Annotated in this window: 20 protein-coding genes; 15 read left to right on the top strand and 5 right to left on the bottom strand. The window is 59.0% G+C overall.

Annotated features, from left to right (window positions below; all coding sequences use genetic code 11):
• Positions 1 to 32 precede the first annotated feature (32 nt).
• Together AC1Q6D_RS21100 and AC1Q6D_RS21095 are read left to right on the top strand one after the other, a co-directional pair.
• Positions 33 to 491 carry a PAS domain-containing protein gene (locus AC1Q6D_RS21100; RefSeq protein WP_103405230.1) on the top strand — a complete coding sequence of 153 codons (459 nt, stop codon included), beginning with the start codon at positions 33 to 35 and terminating at the stop codon, positions 489 to 491.
• A gap of 72 nt (positions 492 to 563) precedes the next feature.
• Positions 564 to 1,169, top strand: coding sequence for a hypothetical protein (locus tag AC1Q6D_RS21095; protein ID WP_103405229.1), 606 nt, complete (start codon positions 564 to 566; stop codon positions 1,167 to 1,169).
• A 2-nt stretch (positions 1,170 to 1,171) separates the two neighbouring features.
• Here the strand turns inward: AC1Q6D_RS21095 and AC1Q6D_RS21090 are convergent, their stop codons facing one another.
• Positions 1,172 to 2,131 carry a MerR family transcriptional regulator gene (locus AC1Q6D_RS21090; protein WP_103405286.1) on the bottom strand — a complete coding sequence of 320 codons (960 nt, stop codon included), beginning with the start codon at positions 2,129 to 2,131 and terminating at the stop codon, positions 1,172 to 1,174.
• A gap of 212 nt (positions 2,132 to 2,343) precedes the next feature.
• On the opposite strand from AC1Q6D_RS21090, the gene AC1Q6D_RS21085 reads away from it, so the two are divergent.
• The 7 genes from AC1Q6D_RS21085 to AC1Q6D_RS21055 all read left to right on the top strand — a co-directional run bounded on the left by AC1Q6D_RS21085 (position 2,344) and on the right by AC1Q6D_RS21055 (position 7,012).
• Positions 2,344 to 2,913 (top strand): antibiotic biosynthesis monooxygenase, encoded by a 570-nt coding sequence (locus tag AC1Q6D_RS21085; RefSeq protein ID WP_047537817.1) that lies wholly within the window; start codon positions 2,344 to 2,346, stop codon positions 2,911 to 2,913.
• A gap of 173 nt (positions 2,914 to 3,086) precedes the next feature.
• A complete protein-coding gene (gene folM, locus AC1Q6D_RS21080) occupies positions 3,087 to 3,797 on the top strand; it encodes a dihydromonapterin reductase (protein ID WP_103405228.1) in 711 nt (236 codons plus the stop codon).
• A 20-nt stretch (positions 3,798 to 3,817) separates the two neighbouring features.
• Positions 3,818 to 4,393, top strand: coding sequence for a GTP cyclohydrolase I FolE (folE, locus tag AC1Q6D_RS21075; RefSeq protein WP_047537811.1), 576 nt, complete (start codon positions 3,818 to 3,820; stop codon positions 4,391 to 4,393).
• 2 nt (positions 4,394 to 4,395) lie between these two features.
• The gene (gene folX, locus AC1Q6D_RS21070; RefSeq protein ID WP_103405227.1) at positions 4,396 to 4,776 is read left to right on the top strand and encodes a dihydroneopterin triphosphate 2'-epimerase; all 381 of its coding nucleotides are present in this window, start codon (positions 4,396 to 4,398) and stop codon (positions 4,774 to 4,776) included.
• A 106-nt stretch (positions 4,777 to 4,882) separates the two neighbouring features.
• On the top strand, positions 4,883 to 5,179 hold the full coding sequence (locus AC1Q6D_RS21065; RefSeq protein WP_047537806.1) for a DUF1244 domain-containing protein: 297 nt from the start codon (positions 4,883 to 4,885) through the stop codon (positions 5,177 to 5,179).
• Positions 5,172 to 5,510, top strand: coding sequence for a HopJ type III effector protein (locus AC1Q6D_RS21060; protein WP_103405226.1), 339 nt, complete (start codon positions 5,172 to 5,174; stop codon positions 5,508 to 5,510). The genes AC1Q6D_RS21065 and AC1Q6D_RS21060 overlap by 8 nt, the downstream gene beginning before the upstream one ends.
• Positions 5,511 to 5,761: 251 nt before the next feature.
• Positions 5,762 to 7,012, top strand: a complete 1,251-nt coding sequence (locus tag AC1Q6D_RS21055; protein WP_103405225.1) for a 2-aminoadipate transaminase — start codon at positions 5,762 to 5,764, stop codon at positions 7,010 to 7,012.
• A gap of 176 nt (positions 7,013 to 7,188) precedes the next feature.
• On the opposite strand, the gene trxB is transcribed toward AC1Q6D_RS21055, so the two are convergent.
• Positions 7,189 to 8,145, bottom strand: coding sequence for a thioredoxin-disulfide reductase (trxB, locus tag AC1Q6D_RS21050; RefSeq protein WP_047539318.1), 957 nt, complete (start codon positions 8,143 to 8,145; stop codon positions 7,189 to 7,191).
• Between the two features lie 315 nt (positions 8,146 to 8,460).
• Between trxB and cysZ the strand changes: the two genes are divergently transcribed.
• The 3 genes from cysZ (at position 8,461) to AC1Q6D_RS21035 (ending at position 12,219) form a co-directional block, all read left to right on the top strand.
• The gene (gene cysZ / locus AC1Q6D_RS21045) at positions 8,461 to 9,216 is read left to right on the top strand and encodes a sulfate transporter CysZ (protein WP_103405223.1); all 756 of its coding nucleotides are present in this window, start codon (positions 8,461 to 8,463) and stop codon (positions 9,214 to 9,216) included.
• 144 nt (positions 9,217 to 9,360) lie between these two features.
• Complete coding sequence (locus AC1Q6D_RS21040) at positions 9,361 to 10,932, top strand: family 20 glycosylhydrolase (protein WP_103405222.1); 1,572 nt, start codon at positions 9,361 to 9,363, stop codon at positions 10,930 to 10,932.
• An 87-nt stretch (positions 10,933 to 11,019) separates the two neighbouring features.
• The gene (locus tag AC1Q6D_RS21035; protein ID WP_103405221.1) at positions 11,020 to 12,219 is read left to right on the top strand and encodes a glycosyltransferase family 4 protein; all 1,200 of its coding nucleotides are present in this window, start codon (positions 11,020 to 11,022) and stop codon (positions 12,217 to 12,219) included.
• 63 nt (positions 12,220 to 12,282) lie between these two features.
• Here AC1Q6D_RS21035 and AC1Q6D_RS21030 read toward each other — a convergent pair whose 3' ends face one another.
• The 3 genes from AC1Q6D_RS21030 to AC1Q6D_RS21020 form a co-directional block, all read right to left on the bottom strand.
• Entirely contained in the window at positions 12,283 to 13,386 is a 1,104-nt protein-coding gene (locus AC1Q6D_RS21030; RefSeq protein ID WP_103405220.1) for an NADH:flavin oxidoreductase, read from the bottom strand.
• A gap of 235 nt (positions 13,387 to 13,621) precedes the next feature.
• Entirely contained in the window at positions 13,622 to 14,104 is a 483-nt protein-coding gene (locus tag AC1Q6D_RS21025) for a glutathione peroxidase (protein WP_103405219.1), read from the bottom strand.
• Between the two features lie 124 nt (positions 14,105 to 14,228).
• Positions 14,229 to 14,714, bottom strand: coding sequence for an FKBP-type peptidyl-prolyl cis-trans isomerase (locus tag AC1Q6D_RS21020; protein ID WP_008054392.1), 486 nt, complete (start codon positions 14,712 to 14,714; stop codon positions 14,229 to 14,231).
• Between AC1Q6D_RS21020 and AC1Q6D_RS21015 the strand changes: the two genes are divergently transcribed.
• Genes AC1Q6D_RS21015 through yihG form a run of 3 tightly spaced genes read left to right on the top strand, consistent with a single transcriptional unit; the run spans position 14,683 to position 18,084 of the window.
• The gene (locus AC1Q6D_RS21015; RefSeq protein ID WP_081997997.1) at positions 14,683 to 15,009 is read left to right on the top strand and encodes a DUF3565 domain-containing protein; all 327 of its coding nucleotides are present in this window, start codon (positions 14,683 to 14,685) and stop codon (positions 15,007 to 15,009) included. The two genes, AC1Q6D_RS21020 and AC1Q6D_RS21015, sit on opposite strands and share 32 nt — an antisense overlap.
• Before the next feature lie 60 nt (positions 15,010 to 15,069).
• On the top strand, positions 15,070 to 17,169 hold the full coding sequence (pta, locus tag AC1Q6D_RS21010; protein WP_047537783.1) for a phosphate acetyltransferase: 2,100 nt from the start codon (positions 15,070 to 15,072) through the stop codon (positions 17,167 to 17,169).
• Positions 17,170 to 18,084: a 1-acylglycerol-3-phosphate O-acyltransferase, YihG family gene (yihG, locus tag AC1Q6D_RS21005; RefSeq protein ID WP_103405218.1), complete on the top strand. Its 915-nt coding sequence runs from the start codon at positions 17,170 to 17,172 to the stop codon at positions 18,082 to 18,084.
• Positions 18,085 to 18,155 lie beyond the last annotated feature (71 nt).

Raw genomic sequence — 18,155 nt, 5'->3', positions numbered from 1 at the left:
CCCCCCGACAACCAACATGGAAGGGGTCCACCATGATCAACTCGAAACTGCTGCAATTGGCGATCAACGCCTCCAACGACGGCGTCGTGATTGCCGAAAAAGAAGGCGAGCAGGACAATATTCTGATTTACGTCAACCCGGCATTCGAGCGCCTCACCGGTTACTCCAGCGAAGAAATCCTTTACCAGGATTGTCGCTTCCTGCAATCCGGAGACCGGGATCAGCCAGCTTTGTCGAAGATTCGTGATGCATTGAAGAGCGAAGGATCCTGTCGGGAAATCCTGCGCAACTACCGCAAGGACGGCACACCGTTCTGGAATGAGCTGTCCATTTCGACGGTGCAAAATCCGAGTGACGGGCTGGTTTATTTTATCGGTGTACAGAAAGACGTGACGCTGCAAGTCAAGGCACAGCAGCGGATTGCGCAGCTTGAAGCGCAATTGGCCGAAGTCCAGGCTGAGCTTGCGGCGCTAAAAGCGACGAACGGTTAAAACAAATCCGCGAATCAATTGTCATTAACTACAATCACCGAACACTTTGTAACTATTTCTTTCGAGCCTGCCATGCATCGCGACGCGCTCCTCACTCAGGATGAGCTGGATTTCATCCAGACCATGCAACACAACCCGCAGCTCAATGTGCGTGATGCGACGTCGAGCCTGCTCGTAAACGGCGGTTCGCAAATCCGTGACTTACTCACGCGCCTGGCAGCGCATGAGCAAGTCACCATCCAGGCCAACTTCGAAAATCAGCAAATGACTTTCCCCCTGCACTTGGTGGAAGACGAGTTTCATGCGCTGCATCTGCGCCTGGGTGTTCCCAGTATTTATGAAGACGGTCCATTGGTGCGGCCATGGCGACTGGTGCTCGAAGAGCCGGTAGCACTGGAAAATGCCCAAGGCCAACCCGGCACGATGTGGGTGCATGAAGTCTCGTTCAAAGGGGTTTTGCTCGAGGTTCGCAACAAGACCAAGGCACCGAAGCATTTCGCTTTGTGGTTCAGCCCTTCAGGCTATGAGCGAATCGCGCTGCGCGGCACCTTCGAGAAGGAAACCGAGCAAGGCTTCTACGCCTATCAATTGAGCCAGAGCGACACGGATGAAACCGAACGCCTGCGCCAGTACATCCTGCAGCAACATCGATTGACCCACCCTAGCCTGCATCTCTGAATTCAAGTATCCAGATTGCCCGCCAGGAACTGTTTCAGACGCTGGCGCATCACCACACCCTCGCTTCCCAGACAACCAATCGACGATCCGGCAAGGCTTTCCTGCGCCAGGTCGGACGCATCACCGGCCAGCAGCAACGGACAATCTAGGCTCATCGCCAGGCGATTCAGGCGCCGTGGAAGTTCGGGGGCCGGTACGTGATTGGAAAAAAGCACCAATGCCTGGGGCTTGATCCTTTCGCACACCAGGGTCAACTCATCAAATGGCTGCCCGATGGCTAACACGCGCACGCCGGCTTGTTCGCTGCTCAGGAACAAGGCTGCAATCAATAATTCAAGTTCCCGGCATTGGCCCGACAGGGCGCTGACGATGACTCGCCCTGGGTGCTTGTCACGGATCAACAGCAACCGTTGCGTGACCCGTGATCGCAGGAAACTATCCAGGAACAACCACTCGCTGACCCGGCCGAACGAATCCTGGCGTTGCAGCAACTGCTTCCAGAGCGGGAGCAGGATGTCCTGAAACACCACCGGCTGGCTGTAGCTGGAAAAGATCTGTCCGTATATCTGCTCCAGCAGCACATCGTCAAAAGCACTGACGGCGGCCTGTAGCTGCTGATGCCATTGCGCATAGTCAGCTTGCACGAGGTCGTTGGGGATCAGGTGCGACAACGCCTGAAGCGGCGCTGCCTTGGCCAGTATCTTGCCGATCTTGCTGACCGCGACACCGCGTTCGATCCAGCCGAGGATGCTGCGGACACGCTCGATATCGGCCATCGAGTACAGGCGATGCCCACTTTCGGTGCGCGTTGGCACGATCAGACCATAGCGTCGCTCCCACGCACGCAGCGTGACCGGATTGACGCCGGTCACGCGAGATACTTCGCGAATGGGAAAGAGCTCTTCCTGCTCAAGAGATACAGCCTGCGGTACGCCTGAAGCACCATCAGTAAGTACGGGCATCTGGGCCTCAACGTCCATGCGTGGTTCGAGCCGCATTTTAACTCCCCTGCCCCGTGATCATTCAAGCCATGCGTGATCGAAAAACACCAAATATGAAAACGGGTAGAATGCGGAATAATCCTTGCTTGTCAGGACACGCAGTCCACCACCCCGGCACTGCGTTCAGCGAAGTTCCTACCCGGATCGATGCAAAAGCCTTACGGAGATACACAATGTCTACCTCACCCGTCACGCTGATGGTTGCACGTCGCGTTGCCGATGGGCGTTATCAGGATCTGATCGCCTGGTTACGCGAAGGCGAACAACTGGCCACCGACTTCCCCGGTTATCTCGGCTCCGGCGTGCTCGCTCCGCCGCCCGACGATAATGAATTCCAGATTATTTTCCGCTTCGCCGATGAGCAGACTCTGCACGCCTGGGAACACTCCGCCTCGCGTACGGCGTGGCTGGCGCGCGGTAGCGACTTGTTCGCCCATCCGATGGAACATCGGGTCAGTGGCATCGAAGGCTGGTTTGGCGCCGCAGGCCAACGCCCACCACGCTGGAAACAGGCGGTGGCGATCTGGCTGGCGTTCTTTCCGGTGTCGCTGCTGTTCAACTTTGTTCTTGGACCGTTGCTGAGTGAAATGAGCCTGCTGCCTCGCATATTTGTCAGCACGCTGTGCCTGACCCCCTTGATGGTCTACTTCTTCATTCCATTGTCGACCCGGTTGTTGGCGGGTTGGCTCAATAGCAAGCCTGTGCGCCGGTTGTCCGCCGAGCCAAGCCCTCAAAGCCGCTGATCTCCCGGTGTAGGAGCGAGCCAGCTCGCGATGAACCTGAGAGCGCTGCGGGGTATCAGGCTCTCAGCGTTATCGTTCACGACCATCGCGAGCTGGCTCGCTCCTACCGGGGGCGTAGGTGAACGCTGCAATGCGCTGGTATAGTTTTGCTCTTACCGCGACGCGAGCCGTTCATGACCTCTTCCGCAGCCCCAATCCTCATCACCGGCGCCGGCCAGCGTGTCGGCCTGCATTGCGCGCAGCGATTGCTCGAAGACGGCCATCGCGTGATTTTCAGCTACCGCAGCGAACGCCCCGGCGTACAAGCCCTGCGCGATCTGGGGGCGACGGCGCTGTTTGCCGATTTCGCCACCGAGGGCGGAATCCTTGCCTTCATCCGCGAGCTGAAAACCCATACCGAGAGCCTGCGGGCGATCGTGCATAACGCCTCCGAATGGCTGGCCGAAACCCCGGGGACCGAAGCCGAAGCCTTCACCCGCATGTTCAGCGTGCACATGCTGGCGCCCTACCTGATCAATCTGCGTTGCGCCGACTTGCTCCAACGCTCGAGCCCCGCCGACATCGTGCACATCAGCGATGACGTGACCCGCAAGGGCAGCAGCAGGCACATTGGCTACTGCGCCAGCAAAGCCGGGCTCGACAGCCTGACGCTGTCCTTCGCCGCGAAATACGCGCCAGGCATCAAGGTCAACGGGATCGCCCCGGCCCTGCTAATGTTCAACCCTGATGACGACGCGGCCTACCGCGCCAAGACGTTGGCCAAATCCGCACTGGGCATCGAACCCGGCAGCGAAGTGATCTACCAGAGCCTGCGCTATTTGCTCGACAACCCTTATGTCACCGGCACGACCCTGACCGTCAACGGCGGAAGGCACCTCAAATAAGTGTCCCGCGAGGATTTTCCATGACGTTATCCCTGCCTCAGAACGCCCTGTCTCAGAGCTACCGCGAGATCCTGATCGGTCTCGGTGAAGACCCCGACCGCGAAGGCCTGCTCGACACCCCGGTGCGCGCGGCCAAGGCCATGCGCTACCTCTGCCATGGTTACGACCAGAGTGTCGAAGAAATCGTCAACGGTGCGTTGTTCGCTTCCGACAACGATGAAATGGTCATCGTCGACAACATCGAGCTGTACTCGCTTTGCGAACATCACCTGCTGCCCTTCATTGGCAAGGCGCATGTGGCTTATATTCCCACGGGCAAGGTGCTGGGCCTGTCGAAGATCGCACGGTTGGTAGACATGTTCGCCCGACGCCTGCAGATCCAGGAAAACCTCACCCGGCAAATCGCCGACGCGGTGCAGCAAGTAACCGGCGCGGCGGGCGTGGCGGTGGTCATCGAAGCCCGGCACATGTGCATGATGATGCGCGGCGTCGAGAAACAGAATTCGACCATGAACACCTCGGTGATGCTCGGCGCCTTTCGCGAGTCGAGCAACACCCGCCAGGAGTTCCTGCAATTGATTGGACGGAGCAAGTAGTAATGCCACAACTTCAACCAGGCATGGCACGCATCCGGGTCAAGGACCTGTGCCTGCGCACCTTCATCGGCATCAACGAGGATGAAATCCTCAACAAACAGGATGTGTTGATCAACCTGACCATCCTCTACGCGGCCCAGGAAGCGGTGCGTGACAATGACATCGATCACGCGCTGAACTACCGGACCATTACCAAGGCCATCATCGCCCACGTCGAGGGCAATCGCTTCGCCCTGCTTGAACGCCTGACCCAGGAGATTCTCGATCTGGTCATGGCCAACGAGTCGGTGCTGTATGCCGAGGTCGAAGTGGACAAGCCCCACGCCCTGCGATTCGCCGAGTCGGTGTCGATCACCCTGGCGGCGAGCCGGACTACTGTGTAGCAGCGGCTAGCTACAAGCTTCAAGCGGCAAGCTGTAAACTTCGCCGCATCGCAAATCCAACTTGCAGCTCGACGCTTGCCGCTTGCAGCTGTCTCAGAGAGACCCCATGAACGATCAACAACGCCTGGAACTCGAAGCCGCCGCCTTTCGCCGGCTGGTGGCCCACCTGGACAGCCGCAAGGATGTGCAGAACATCGACCTGATGAACCTCTCGGGTTTTTGCCGTAACTGCCTGTCCAAGTGGTACAAGGCGGCTGCCGACGAACGCCAGATCGAGGTCAGCCTCGACGAAGCCCGCGAAGTGGTTTACGGCATGCCGTACGCCGACTGGAAAGCCCAATTTCAGCAAGAAGCCAGCGCCGAACAACAAGCGGCGTTCGCCAAAGGAAAACCCAATGAGTGATTTGAACACCCTGCGCACCAGCCTCAACAGCGGCGAACACGCCTTCGCCGATACCCTGGCCTTCATCGCCGCCGGTTACGACTACCAGCCACAGGCGTTCAACAACGGTGGCGTGGAAAACGCCGCCGGACAGAACGAAGGTTCGTGCAAGACGCTGGGCCTGGCACTGCTGGAAGGTTTGAGCGATGAAGAAGCCCTGCTGGCGTTCGGCGAACACTACCGTTCCGTGTTGGCCACACCTGAAGGCAGCGATCACGGCAATATCCGTGCGTTGATGGCCCATGGCCTGGCCGGGGTGAAGTTTGATCAGCAGCCCCTGACCCGCCGCTGATTTAACTTGTAGGAGCAGCCGGTCGACGCTCGACTGCTCGCGAAAAACTCATGAGCACTGCGGGGTATCAGGCTCCCAGCGTTATCGTTCACGACCATCGCGAGCGGGCTCGCTCCTACAAGTCAGCGTTCAAGGCGCGCAAAGCACATCCCGACTTTTCAGATTGACCCGGCCACTTTATTTCATTTGCCCGCCAGTGCTGCTCACGGCTTAGATAAAAGGAAGTCTTCCTTCTTCCGAGCCGGTCATCCATGAGCAGCGAAAGCATCAGTCAGTCGATCAACATCGTTCACCCTGTCACGCTCAGCCACGGTAAAAACGCCGAGGTCTGGGACACCGATGGCAAACGCTACATCGACTTCGTCGGTGGCATCGGCGTACTCAATCTCGGCCATTGCCATCCGCGCATCGTCGAAGCCATTCGCGAACAGGCCACCCGCCTGACCCACTACGCGTTCAACGCGGCGCAACATGAACCCTACATCGCCTTGATGGATGGTCTCAGCGCGTTTATCCCGGTGGACTACCCCGTCAGTGGAATGCTCACCAACAGCGGCGCCGAGGCGGCGGAAAACGCCCTGAAGATCGTGCGCGGCGCCACCGGCCGCAGCGCCGTGATCGCCTTCGATGGAGGCTTCCACGGTCGTACGCTGGCCACCCTCAACCTCAACGGCAAAGTCGCGCCGTACAAACAGAAAGTCGGTGTGTTGCCAGGGCCGGTGTACCACCTGCCCTTCCCGAGCAAGGACAACGGCGTCACCTGCGCCGAGGCCCTGAAGGCGATGGAGCGGCTGTTCAGCGTCGAGATCGATGTCGAAGACGTGGCGTGTTTCATTGTCGAACCCGTGCAGGGCGAAGGCGGTTTTCTGGCGATGGACGTTGAGTTTGCCCAGGCATTGCGGCGTTTCTGCGACGAGAAAGGCATTGTGCTGATCGCCGATGAAATCCAGTCCGGTTTCGGCCGAACCGGCCAACGCTTTGCGTTCTCGCGACTGGGCATCGAACCCGATTTGATCCTGCTGGGCAAAAGCATCGCGGGTGGCGTGCCGCTGGGGGCGGTGGTCGGGCGTAAATCGCTGCTCGACAACTTGCCCAAGGGCGGGCTGGGTGGCACCTACTCCGGCAATCCCATCGCCTGTGCCGCCGCGCTGGCGACGCTGGATGAAATGATCGATGCCAACCTGAAAGCCTGGGGCTCGCAACAGGAAGAAGCGATCGTCAGCCGCTATGAAGCGTGGTGTGCGAGCAAGCTGTCACCGTATCTGGGTCGACTGACTGGCGTTGGCGCCATGCGTGGCATCGAAATGATCAAACCGGATGGCACACCGGCAGCCGCGCAACTGACGCAACTGCTGGCCCTGGCGCGGGACGCCGGGTTGCTGCTGATGCCCAGCGGCAAATCACGCCATATCATTCGGCTGCTGGCACCGTTGACCACCGAGGCCGCGGTGCTGGAGGAAGGGTTGGATATTCTCGAAGCGTGCCTGAAGAAACTGGCCTGAACACGTTCCCCCCGTAGGAGCGAGCCTGCTCGCGATGGACGACAGGGCACCGCGAGGTGTCAGGTTGCCAGCATCATGGTTGACCACCCTCGCGAGCGCGCTCGCTCCTACAGTAATGAGATTGTTTCGACGCAATAAAAAAACCGGCCGAAGCCGGTTTTTTTCCGATCGCAGAATCAAGCGTTCTGCAGATTATCCAGGTAGCGCTCGGCATCGAGTGCCGCCATGCAACCGGCGCCGGCCGAGGTGATGGCCTGACGGTATACGTGGTCAGCCACGTCACCGGCCGCGAAGATACCTTCGATGTTGGTCGCCGTGGCATTGCCATCACGGCCGCCCTGCACAACCAGGTAGCCATCTTTCAACGTCAACTGACCTTCGAACAGCGAAGTGTTCGGGGTGTGGCCGATGGCGATGAACACGCCGTCGACTTTCACTTCGTCAAAGCTGCCGTCGTTGTTCTTCAGACGCGCGCCAGTCACGCCCATGTTGTCACCCAGGACTTCGTCCAGGGTGGCGTTCAGTTTCAGGATGATCTTGCCTTCGGCCACGCGGGCGTTGAGCTTGTCGATCAGGATTTTCTCGGCGCGGAAGGTTTCGCGACGGTGAATCAAGGTCACGGTGCTGGCGATGTTGGCCAGGTACAGCGCCTCTTCCACCGCCGTGTTACCGCCGCCCACTACAGCCACTGGCTTGTTGCGGTAGAAGAAACCGTCGCAGGTCGCGCAGGCCGAAACGCCTTTGCCCATGAACGTTTCTTCCGACGGCAGGCCCAGGTAGCGTGCGCTGGCACCGGTGGCGATGATCAGCGCATCGCAGGTGTAGGTCGCGCTGTCGCCGGTCAGGGTGTAAGGCTTGGCAGCGAAGTCCACGGCATTGATGTGATCGAAAACGATCTCGGTTTCAAAGCGCTCGGCGTGCTCTTTCATGCGTTCCATCAGCGCCGGGCCGGTCAGGCCGTGGACATCGCCCGGCCAGTTGTCGACTTCGGTGGTGGTGGTCAGTTGACCGCCAGCCTGCATGCCGGTGATCAGCAGTGGCTTGAGGTTGGCACGGGCGGCATAGACCGCGGCACTGTAACCGGCAGGGCCGGAACCGAGAATAATCACTCGCGAATGACGGACTTCAGACATGACCTGCTCCTGTTGACCGGCCCGGAACACCTGGCGCGGATCGCCGGTTTGCCGGCGGGAATAAAAAAGGACCATTGAAAGCACTTGGGGAAGGCTTGAACTCGACAGTCCTGTAAAAAGAATGGGTGCAGCGTATCGAGGGGGCGAAGATTAAGGAAATACGGTTTAACAATCCAGCTCATAGGTGGTCTCTATCCCGGAAGCGTGATTATCAGGACGCCTTTGTTACAGTTAATGTCGATGCCGCTACCGCGCTTTCACCCGTCAGGCAAAGCCGGTAAGGTCGGCGCGTTTTCCCTCTGCTCGGAGCACGTTATGCCCGCCCCTGTTCTGTCCGGCCCGCAATACCTGCGCGAAGGCCTGAAACTGGTTCTCAGCCCCAGCCTGCGTCTTTTTGTATTGCTTCCACTTGTCATCAATCTGGTGCTGTTCGTCGGACTGATCTATCTGGCTGGTCACCAGTTCAGCCTATGGGTCGACGCACTGATGCCTTCCCTGCCCGACTGGCTGAGCTTCCTCAGTTATGTCCTGTGGCCACTGTTCGTCGTGCTGGTGGTGTTGATGGTGTTCTTCACCTTCACCATGCTCGCCAACGTCATCGCCGCGCCGTTCAATGGCTTCCTGGCGGAAAAAGTCGAAGTGGTGGTACGCGGCACCGACGACTTCCCGACCTTCAGCTGGGGCGAACTGATCGCCATGATCCCCCGCACCCTGGGCCGGGAAATGCGCAAGCTCGGTTACTTCCTGCCCCGGGCGATCGGCCTGTTCATTCTTTCGTTCATCCCGGTGGTGAACATCATCGCCGCGCCGTTGTGGCTGCTGTTCGGGGTCTGGATGATGGCGATCCAGTACATCGACTACCCGGCGGACAACCATAAGCTGGGCTGGAACGAAATGCTCGCCTGGCTGCGGCAGAAACGCTGGCAGAGCATGAGTTTCGGCGGCATTGTTTATCTGGCGCTGCTGATTCCGGTGGTCAACATCCTGATGATGCCGGCCGCGGTGGCCGGGGCGACGTTGTTTTGGGTGCGTGAGCGCGGGTTTGACGCACTGGAAAAAAGCGCCTCCTGACTGGAAGCCAAACCCAACTTAATTCTTACTTGTTACTTCTGACAGTATTGCGCTGCCTTTAATGCGCCTAATCTTCGGGGGCACTCCTATCGAGAAACTGCATCTCGTTCGGGTCGTGTGCCCCCCTTTATTAGGATCGGAAGAATGAATACGGATATTCAACACAACACTTTCTCTGAAACCAACCAACGCTTCCCATGGATCGACATGAGTCCGACGGTGCTGCATGCCGCGCCTCAAGTCGGCCTCGTGAATTCCATCAACTCGAGCACACGAATTCTCATCAATGATGAGTGTCTTCGTACTTTGGCGACCCGCCTGGCTTATGGTTTGACCGGTGCAGCCCAGCTGCAAACACCACCGCAAATTCTGCTGGAGTCGCAGGCCGGCGCTCAGGCGAGAGCAAGTGATATCGAATTAAGACTGTCTACTCCAGACACGGGTGACGTGGCGATCCCCGTCCATGGTGCAGATGAAACCTACCGAATCGATGTCACCCAGCCCATTCGCGTTACGGCACAGAATCCGGGCGCCATGGCCCGGGCGCTGACTACCCTGCACAAAGCGGCTCGCGTCTCCACGGTTCTTGATCCGGCAGTGATTATCGATGCACCTGCCTATGCCGAACGTTCGGTGATGATTGATATGGGCCGTCGGCAGTTCGGTCCTGAGTGGATCATCTGCCTGTTACAGGAGATGGCCTGGAATCAACTCAATACCCTGCATTTGCATCTCACTGACAATGAGGGTGTCAGAGTCATTTTCCCGTCCCACCCGGATATTTCCAGCGATGACGCGTGGAGCGCAGCGGATCTGAAACGTGTGCTGGATACCGCCGCCGACTATCACATCGAGGTCATTCCCGAACTGGACATGCCTGGTCACATGGACTGGATTCTGCGCGACAAGCCGCAGTGGCAACTAAAACTCAATAACGGGTCAGTGGTATCAAAAGCCATCGACTTCAGCATTGCGCCAGCCCGCAACTTCCTCAAGTCACTGTTCACCGACCTGATGGAAATGTTTCCACAAAGTCGCTACATCCACTTAGGAGCTGACGAGTACTTTCTGCAGCCAATCACACCGGACAATACACCTCAATTAGCTCAGTACGTACGTGACGAAACGGGCAATTTGGAGGCTGACTCCGAAGATGCCGTCAGATACTTCATCAACAGCCTGGCTGAGCTTGTTCAAGAAAAGGGCAAAATCGCACGCATCTGGAATGACAGCGCGGTGAAAAGGAGGCAAGTCATTGCGTTGAAAAAGCAGGTGCAAATCGAGTGCTGGAGCATCTGGGGCAGCCGGCGAGGCGAACTGAATGCGCAAGAATTGGTCGATGCCGGCTACACCGTCCTCAACGCCCATGGCGACTTTTATTTCATCATCAACAAAGCATGGGACAACCTCTTCCACGCCAAACACTCGCCTCACGGGATCTACGATGTTTGGCGGGCAAACCATTTCATGGATAACGCCGGAGCGTCTTTCACCGAAATTCCTTCGCGCCATCCAGCAATGGCCGGAGCGGGCGTTCAGCTATGGATCGAAGTACCGACCTTCAGTTCACCCGAAGAAATGTGGACGCAATTCAGGTCATGGCTACTGCCATTGGGGCAGCGCACCTGGGATTCACCGAACGCCGCAAACAGATTCAAGGAACTGCCGCTGATCGCCCTGGCTGTCGCAAATCCTCCCCCTGTGCCCTGGCAGTAATCCCGCGCTTTAGTCCGGTAAAGATTCTTTGCTGAATGTGTGCCCGGCGCAGTCACAAATCCATCATCCCGACGTCACACTGACGACATGACCCCAGCCGACACTGAGGTCATGACGACAGCTCTGCATATCACCCTGATCACCGAAACCTTCCCTCCCGAAATCAACGGCGTGGCCAATACCCTTGGTCGCTTGTGCGACGGTTTGCGCGCGCGCGGGCATCAGGTGGAGTTGATTAGGCCGCGCCAAGGCTGCGATCAGCAACTGAGCAGCGACGATGAGTTGATGCTGTGCCGGGGCTGGCCGCTGCCGGGCTATCCCGGTTTGCAATGGGGTCAGTCGTCAATGCACAAGCTGTTGCGCCGCTGGAAGCGCCATCGCCCGGATGTGCTGTACATCGCCACCGAAGGCCCATTGGGGTTATCGGCACTGCGAGCGGCACGGCGCCTGGGGATATCGGTGGTCAGCGGCTTTCACACCAATTTCCAGCAGTACTCCCACCAATATGGGCTCGGCTTGTTGACGCGGCTGCTGACCCACTACCTGCGCTGGTTCCACAATCGTTCGACCATGACCCTGGTGCCCAGCGTCAGTCAGCGAATGGAGCTGGAACGGCGTCACTTCGAGCGCCTGGCGCTGCTTTCCCGAGGGGTCGACAGTCAATTGTTTCACCCCTCCAAACGCTTGTACGCCCTGCGCGAGCAATGGGGATTGGCCGAAGAAGACATCGCGGTCATTCATGTCGGTCGCCTGGCCCAGGAAAAAAACCTGGGATTGCTCAAGCGCACCTTCGACACCCTCAAGGCCAGTTATCCACAGCGCACCCTGAAGCTGATCGTGGTCGGCGATGGTCCGCAGCGCCAGGAACTGCAAAACGAATTGCCCGAGGCGATTTTCTGCGGCACTCAGCGCGGTGAAGCCCTGGCCTGTCACTATGCGTCGGGGGATTTATTTCTGTTTCCGAGCCTGACCGAAACCTTTGGCAATGTAGTGCTTGAGGCGCTGGCCTCGGGGCTGGGGGTCGTGGCCTACGATCAGGCAGCGGCAGCCCAGCACATTCGCCATGGCTACAACGGCGTACTGGCGATGCCGGGGGATGAAGAAGCGTTCTGCGATGCGGCGGCGTGGCTACTGGAAGAGCGGGAAACCTTGCGCTGCGTTCGGCTCAACGCACGCCAGCATGCCAGTCGCCAGGGCTGGGCGTCGATTATCGAGCAGTTCGAGGGGCAGTTGCGGGGGGCTTGCGTGGGGGAACAGGTGGTGTCGAACGCGTCGATAGTCCCTTGAACACTTACTGACTTTGAGGCCCCCATCGCGAGCAAGCCCGCGATGGGACCGGTACAGACGCCTTTAACTCAACGTCATCAATGCTTCGCGACTGAACGGCAGGATGTCCTGCTCACGACCTTCGCGCACCTTCTGCGCCCAGTCCGGATCGACCAACAGCGCACGACCCACCGCGACCAGGTCGAACTCGTCGTTGTTCAAACGCTCCAGCAGTTTTTCAAGACTGGCCGGTTGCGCGACCTTGTCGGTGTTGACCATGAACTGCAGGAACTCGCCATCCAGACCGACGCTACCGACGGTGATGGTTGGCTTGCCGGTGAGTTTGCGAGTCCAGCCAGCCAGGTTCAGTTCGGAGCCGTCGAATTCCGGTTCCCAGAAACGGCGTGTCGAGCAGTGGAAGATATCCACGCCGGCGTCGGACAGCGGTTGGAGGAATTCGCCCAGGGCTTGCGGGGTTTGTACCAGGCGCGCGGTGTAGTCCTGCTGCTTCCACTGCGAGAAACGGAAGATGATCGGGAAACCTTCACCAACCGCCGCACGCACCGCCTGGATCAATTCGATGGCGAAGCGCGAACGGTTGGCCAGGTTGCCGCCATATTCGTCGGTGCGCTGATTGCTGCCTTCCCAGAAGAACTGGTCGATGAGGTAGCCATGGGCGCCGTGGATTTCCACACCGTCCATGCCGATGCTCTGGGCATCCTTGGCGGCCTGGGCGAACGCGGCGATCACGTCCTGAATATCTTGTTTGGTCATGCCATGAACCACGACCTGACCGTCCTTCACTTTTTCCGACGGGCCATAACCCGGCACGCTGGCGTCCGGCTCGGTGCCGATACGACGCACGCTGCCCACATGCCACAGTTGCGGAACGATCTTGCCGCCTTCGGCGTGGACGGCGTCGACGACTTTCTTCCAGCCTGCCAGGGCGGCTTCGCCGTAGAAGTGCGGGACGTTCGGGTAGCCATTGGATGCCTTGTGCCCGACGGTGGTGCCTTCAGTGATGATGAGGCCAACGCCAGCGGCAGCACGACGACGGTAGTACTCGATCACTTTGGAATTGGGTACACCGCCCGGGGAAAACGAACGGGTCATCGGCGCCATGACGACGCGGGTCGGCAGTTCGAGGTTGCCAAGGTGGAACGGTTTGAACAGGGCTTGGACGGGCATGGGGACGCTCCACGAAGGATTACTTTATGACGGCGATAATATGGATATCCGCACGCGCTGGATAGCACTATTGATTTCGGTGATTAAGGAGAAAAAGGTTACGAATAACCCTGTAGGAGCGAGCTTGCTCCGGGCGGCGTTCCGACGATGGACCTGAGAACGCTGCGGGGGGTCAGGTTTCCCGCGTTTTCGTTCACGACTATCGCGAGCCGGCTCGCTCCTACAGGTGGGGAGATCAGCTCAGGGCTTTTTCAATCGCCTGAATGACGCTCGGATCGTCCGGCGACGTACGTGGCGAGAACCGCGCCAGTACACGCCCGTCTTTTCCCAGGAGGAACTTTTCGAAGTTCCAGGTGATGTCACCCGGGAATTCCGCGCCCTCGCCCGCCAACAGTTTGTACAGCTGATGACGTTCATGCCCGTTGACTTCCAGTTTGCTGGACAACGGAAAAGTCACGCCATAGTTGAGGCTGCAAAACTCCTGGATTTCCTGCTCGGTGCCTGGCTCCTGTCCGGCAAACTGGTTGCACGGCAAGCCCAACACGCTGAAGCCTTTGGCCTTGTATTGCTGGTAGAGATTCTCCAGCGCCGCGTACTGTGGGGTCAGGCCACATTTGGAAGCAACGTTGACCACCAGCACCACGTGCCCCTTGAACGGCGCCAAAGGTAGCGCCTGACCATCAAGGGCTGTCAAATTAAGGTCGTGAAAAGCACTCATGACGAACTCCAGATTCCCGTGTTCTTCTCGAAACAGCCACTTATCGGTGTCGCCTGGGACAGCCGCAGACTAAAAAGGCGCCCTCGGGGCGCCTCTCCAGTAATCGAAAGCTTAGCGCAGAAAATCAGTGGTGATGGCCACCTTCGCCATGGACGTGACCATGAGCGATTTCTTCCTGGCTGGCATCACGGATATTGATGATCTTGACCTGGAAATTCAGGCGCTGACCGGCCAACGGGTGGTTGCCGTCGACAGTCACGTCGTCGCCGTCCAGATCGCGGATGGTCACGATCTGCATCTGGCCGTCCGGAGCGGAAGCGTGGAACTGCATGCCCACTTCCAGCTCATCAACGCCTTCGAACATGCTGCGGCTCAGTGTGCTGACCAGTTCGGCAGCGTACTCGCCATAGGCATCTTCAGGTTCAACGGCTACGGTCAGCTCGTCGCCGACTGCTTTGCCTTCCAGTGCCTTTTCCAGGCCCGGAATGATGTTACCTGCGCCTTGCAGGTAGACCAGCGGCGCGCCGCCGGCTGAGCTGTCGATGACCTCACCAGCGTCGTTGGTCAGGGTATAGTCGATGGAGACAGCCTTATTGGCGGCAATCAGCATGGGGCGAGACCTTTTGCATAAGAATAATGAAAGACCCAGTTTAGCGAAGCAATCGTCCGAAAGCGAACACAACCCGGACAGACGGATTGCGACGATCACCGGCTTTCATCAAGACGAGGACGGACACTGGGTGGCCGAGCTTTCCTGCGGCCACACACAGCACCTGCGACACCAGCCGCCCTGGCAGTCCCGCGCCTGGGTCACGGACCCTGCACAGCGCCATGAAAAAATAGGCCAGCCCTTCGATTGCGGTTGGTGCGCACAAGGCTCGGTTAGCGATAACCTTGGCGACTGAATTTCGGTAGATCGTCAGATATAGATGATCACCACTGCCATGCACCTCCAGAGAATCCGCATGCAAACTTTTTTTATCGCACCCACCGATTTTGGTGTGGGTCTGACCTCCATCAGCCTCGGGCTGGTCCGTACACTTGAGCGTGCCGGCCTCAAGGTCGGCTTTTTCAAACCGATCGCTCAGCCGCATCCGGGTGACACGGGGCCTGAGCGCTCCACCGAACTGATCGCCCGCACCCACGGCCTGAAACCTCCACAGCCACTGGGCCTGGCCCATGTCGAGCGCATGCTCGGCGACGGTCAGCTGGACGAGTTGCTCGAAGAAATCATCACGCTTTATCAGCAGGCGGCCATCGGCAAGGACGTGCTGATCGTCGAAGGCATGGTCCCGACCCGCAGCGCCAGCTATGCCGCACGGGTCAATCTGCACCTGGCCAAAAGCCTCGACGCCGAGGTGATCCTGGTGTCGGCGCCGGAAAACGAAGTGCTGACCGAACTGTCCGGTCGCGTCGAGTTGCAGGCGCAATTATTTGGCGGCCCGAAAGACCCGAAAGTCCTCGGCGTGATCCTCAACAAGGTCAAGACCGACGAAAGCATGGAGGCCTTCGCCGCACGCCTGAAGGAACATTCGCCGCTGCTGCGCAGTGGTGATTTCCGCCTGCTGGGCTGCATTCCGTTTCAGCCGGAACTCAACGCCCCGCGCACCCGCGACGTCGCCGACCTGATGGGCGCACAAGTGCTCAACGCCGGCGACTACGAAACCCGGCGCATGTCCAAAATCATCATCTGCGCGCGCACCATGCGTAACACCGTAGAGCTGCTCAAACCGGGCGTGCTCGTGGTGACCCCCGGCGACCGCGACGACATCATTCTCGCCGTGAGCCTCGCCGCCATGAACGGCGTACCCCTGGCCGGCCTGTTGCTGACCAGCGACACCCTGCCCGATCCACGGATCATGGACCTTTGCCGTGGCGCGTTGCAGGCGGGCCTGCCGGTGTTGTCAGTGAGCACCGGCTCCTATGACACCGCCAACCAGTTGAACGGCCTGAACAAGGAAATCCCGATCGACGACCGCGAGCGCGCGGAAATCATCACCGATTTCGTCGCCAGCCATCTGGATGCCAACTGGCTGCACCAGCGTTGTGGCACGCCACGGGAAATGCGCCTGTCGCCGGCCGTATTCCGCTATCAACTGATTCAGCGTGCGCAGAACGCCAACAAGCGCATCGTCCTGCCCGAAGGCAGCGAGCCGCTGACCGTGCAGGCCGCAGCGATCTGTCAGGCCCGCGGCATTGCCCGTTGCGTGTTGCTGGCCAAACCGGCAGACGTTGAAGCCGTTGCGCGCGCCCAGGGCATCGAGCTGCCACCGGGGCTGGAAATCCTCGACCCGGACCTGATTCGCGAGCGCTACGTCGAACCGATGGTTGCCCTGCGCAAAAGCAAAAGCCTCAACGCGCCCATGGCCGAGCAGCAACTGGAAGACACCGTGGTGATCGGCACCATGATGCTGGCGCTGGATGAGGTCGACGGCCTCGTGTCGGGCGTCATCCACTCCACCGCCAACACCATTCGCCCGGCCCTGCAGCTGATTAAAACGGCGCCGGGCTGCACGTTGGTCTCGTCGGTGTTCTTCATGCTGTTTCCGGAAGAGGTGCTGGTCTATGGCGACTGCGTGATGAACCCGCACCCGAGCGCCAGCGAACTGGCCGAGATCGCCCTGCAAAGCGCCGATTCGGCGGCAGCGTTCGGCATCACGCCACGCGTGGCGATGATCAGTTACTCCAGCGGTGAATCGGCCAGCGGCGAAGAAGTCGAGAAGGTGCGCGAGGCGACCTTGCTCGCCCATGAGCAACAGAACTCGCTGTTGATCGACGGCCCGTTGCAATACGATGCCGCCGCCAACGAAACCGTGGCCCGGCAACTGGCACCGAACAGTCAGGTGGCCGGTCGCGCCACGGTGTTCGTGTTCCCCGACCTGAATACCGGCAACACCACTCACAAAGCCGTGCAGCGCAGCGCCGACTGCGTCAGCCTCGGCCCGATGCTGCAAGGCCTGCGCAAACCGGTGAATGACTTGCCGCGCGGTGCGCAAGTCGACGACATCGTCTACACCATCGCGTTGACCGCGATCCAGGCAGCCAACCGACCTATGGACGTTTAAATGCTGGTTTTTCTACCTGCCGCCGTGCGCGGTGTCATTGCTTCGTTGCTATTGGCACTCAATACAATCCTGCTGTGCTCATTCCTGTTCTGCGTGGCGCTGATCAAGGCACTGCCGTTCGCCTTGACCCAGCGCATCGCCGGATGGTTGATGAGCCATACCCACGAAGCGTGGATCAGTATCAATAAAGGCTGGATGAACCTGGTCCGTCGCACCCGATGGCACATCAGCGGCCTGCAAGGCCTGGACTACCAGCATTCGTACCTGATCACCAGCAATCACCAGAGCTGGGTCGACATCCTGGTGCTGCAATACGTGCTCAACCGCCGCATCCAGCCACTGAAGTTCTTTCTCAAGCAAGAACTGATCTGGGTCCCGGTGATCGGCCTGGCGTGGTGGGCGCTGGGCTTCCCGTTCATGAAGCGCTACTCCAAGGCCTACCTGGAGAAGCATCCGGAAAAGAAAGGCAAAGACCTGGAAACCACCCGCAAGACCTGCGCAAAGTTCCGCAATAATCCGGTGGGGATTTTCAACTTCGTCGAAGGCACGCGCTTCACCGAGGGCAAGCACGCCCAGCAGCAATCACCATTCAAATACCTGCTCAAACCCAAGGCCGGCGGCATTGCCTTTGTGCTGGATGCCATGGGCGAGCAGTTGGAGTCCATCGTCAACGTGACCATCCACTACCCCGCCGGGCGTCCCGGTTTTTGGGATTTGCTGTGCGGGAACATTGCGGATGTGGTGGTGCACTTTGAAGAGCTGAAAATTCCGCCCCAGTTCATCGGCAAGAACTACGACCAGGACGGCGAGTACCGCCTGCAGTTTCAGGGCTGGATCAATCAGCTGTGGCAGGACAAGGATGCGTTGCTAGGGCAGATGCACCGCGAATATCCAGACAAACGCTCCCACATTTGATCGAATCAATCTGAAAAAAACCGCCGATGATCACTCGTCGGCGGTTTTTTCATTACGGGCTAATGCTCACT

This window comes from Pseudomonas sp. MT92, assembly GCF_058792515.1.
The sequence above is the reverse complement of the archived record's forward strand: the minus strand, read 5'-3'. Positions and strand labels throughout refer to the sequence as shown.

What these genes read in the sequence shown, in the direction of transcription:
- AC1Q6D_RS21100 (WP_103405230.1), top strand. Translation starts at nt 33, where the DNA reads ATGATCAACTCGAAACTGCTGCAATTGGCGATCAACGCCTCCAACGAC.
- AC1Q6D_RS21095 (WP_103405229.1), top strand. Translation starts at nt 564, where the DNA reads ATGCATCGCGACGCGCTCCTCACTCAGGATGAGCTGGATTTCATCCAG.
- AC1Q6D_RS21090 (WP_103405286.1), bottom strand. Translation starts at nt 2,131, where the DNA reads ATGCCCGTACTTACTGATGGTGCTTCAGGCGTACCGCAGGCTGTATCT.
- AC1Q6D_RS21085 (WP_047537817.1), top strand. Translation starts at nt 2,344, where the DNA reads ATGTCTACCTCACCCGTCACGCTGATGGTTGCACGTCGCGTTGCCGAT.
- folM (WP_103405228.1), top strand. Translation starts at nt 3,087, where the DNA reads ATGACCTCTTCCGCAGCCCCAATCCTCATCACCGGCGCCGGCCAGCGT.
- folE (WP_047537811.1), top strand. Translation starts at nt 3,818, where the DNA reads ATGACGTTATCCCTGCCTCAGAACGCCCTGTCTCAGAGCTACCGCGAG.
- folX (WP_103405227.1), top strand. Translation starts at nt 4,396, where the DNA reads ATGCCACAACTTCAACCAGGCATGGCACGCATCCGGGTCAAGGACCTG.
- AC1Q6D_RS21065 (WP_047537806.1), top strand. Translation starts at nt 4,883, where the DNA reads ATGAACGATCAACAACGCCTGGAACTCGAAGCCGCCGCCTTTCGCCGG.
- AC1Q6D_RS21060 (WP_103405226.1), top strand. Translation starts at nt 5,172, where the DNA reads ATGAGTGATTTGAACACCCTGCGCACCAGCCTCAACAGCGGCGAACAC.
- AC1Q6D_RS21055 (WP_103405225.1), top strand. Translation starts at nt 5,762, where the DNA reads ATGAGCAGCGAAAGCATCAGTCAGTCGATCAACATCGTTCACCCTGTC.
- trxB (WP_047539318.1), bottom strand. Translation starts at nt 8,145, where the DNA reads ATGTCTGAAGTCCGTCATTCGCGAGTGATTATTCTCGGTTCCGGCCCT.
- cysZ (WP_103405223.1), top strand. Translation starts at nt 8,461, where the DNA reads ATGCCCGCCCCTGTTCTGTCCGGCCCGCAATACCTGCGCGAAGGCCTG.
- AC1Q6D_RS21040 (WP_103405222.1), top strand. Translation starts at nt 9,361, where the DNA reads ATGAATACGGATATTCAACACAACACTTTCTCTGAAACCAACCAACGC.
- AC1Q6D_RS21035 (WP_103405221.1), top strand. Translation starts at nt 11,020, where the DNA reads ATGACCCCAGCCGACACTGAGGTCATGACGACAGCTCTGCATATCACC.
- AC1Q6D_RS21030 (WP_103405220.1), bottom strand. Translation starts at nt 13,386, where the DNA reads ATGCCCGTCCAAGCCCTGTTCAAACCGTTCCACCTTGGCAACCTCGAA.
- AC1Q6D_RS21025 (WP_103405219.1), bottom strand. Translation starts at nt 14,104, where the DNA reads ATGAGTGCTTTTCACGACCTTAATTTGACAGCCCTTGATGGTCAGGCG.
- AC1Q6D_RS21015 (WP_081997997.1), top strand. Translation starts at nt 14,683, where the DNA reads ATGGAGACAGCCTTATTGGCGGCAATCAGCATGGGGCGAGACCTTTTG.
- AC1Q6D_RS21020 (WP_008054392.1), bottom strand. Translation starts at nt 14,714, where the DNA reads ATGCTGATTGCCGCCAATAAGGCTGTCTCCATCGACTATACCCTGACC.
- pta (WP_047537783.1), top strand. Translation starts at nt 15,070, where the DNA reads ATGCAAACTTTTTTTATCGCACCCACCGATTTTGGTGTGGGTCTGACC.
- yihG (WP_103405218.1), top strand. Translation starts at nt 17,170, where the DNA reads ATGCTGGTTTTTCTACCTGCCGCCGTGCGCGGTGTCATTGCTTCGTTG.